Annotated in this window: 1 protein-coding gene; it reads left to right on the top strand. The window is 46.4% G+C overall.

Features of this window, described 5'->3' with window-relative positions; all coding sequences use genetic code 11:
• The coding region (locus KDU71_RS22800) for an Ig-like domain-containing protein (protein ID WP_212193440.1) at positions 1–584 on the top strand (584 nt) is incomplete at both ends.

The following is a 584-nucleotide window of genomic DNA, read 5'->3' as shown; positions in this document are numbered from 1 at the left end:
GGAGTGCATATCTTTACTCTAACAGTTGAAGATACTAACGGTTGTATCGGAACGGCTACTACAAGTGTTACGGTTAATGATAATCCAGTTGTAGCGCCATCCTACAATGCTCCTGTTTGCGATGGAGGAAGTTTGGTGATTAGTGCCAATGCCTCAGGAGGTTCAGGAACCTATACTACTTATACCTGGACAAAAGGCGGAGTTGTAATTGGAGGCGAAACAGGTGCTACCTTAACCATTGACCCGGCTGATGTGACAGATAACGGGACATATGGCGTTACTGTAGAAGATTCAAATGGTTGTACAAGTACAGAAGTAACAGTAGTAGTTACCATTCAGGCTTTACCGGTGCCGACCATTAATGGAGATGCCGCTGAGACTACCACCGAATGGTGCGAAGGCGATGATATAACATTAACCGGTGGAGGAGGTGCTCCAGGAGCGACCTATTCTTGGTTGCTACCCGATGGCAGTACACAAAACACCGCCGTTCTGACCATTAATAATGCCGACAAGGCTACTTACGAAGGGACCTACACGCTTACAGTAACTGAAGGTACCTGTGTGAGTGCTCTTGATCATAA

This window comes from Carboxylicivirga sediminis, assembly GCF_018156225.1.
In the GTDB taxonomy this organism is placed as follows: domain Bacteria; phylum Bacteroidota; class Bacteroidia; order Bacteroidales; family Marinilabiliaceae; genus Carboxylicivirga; species Carboxylicivirga sediminis.
Note: the sequence above shows the minus strand (reverse complement) of the source record. Positions and strands in the feature narration are given on the sequence as shown.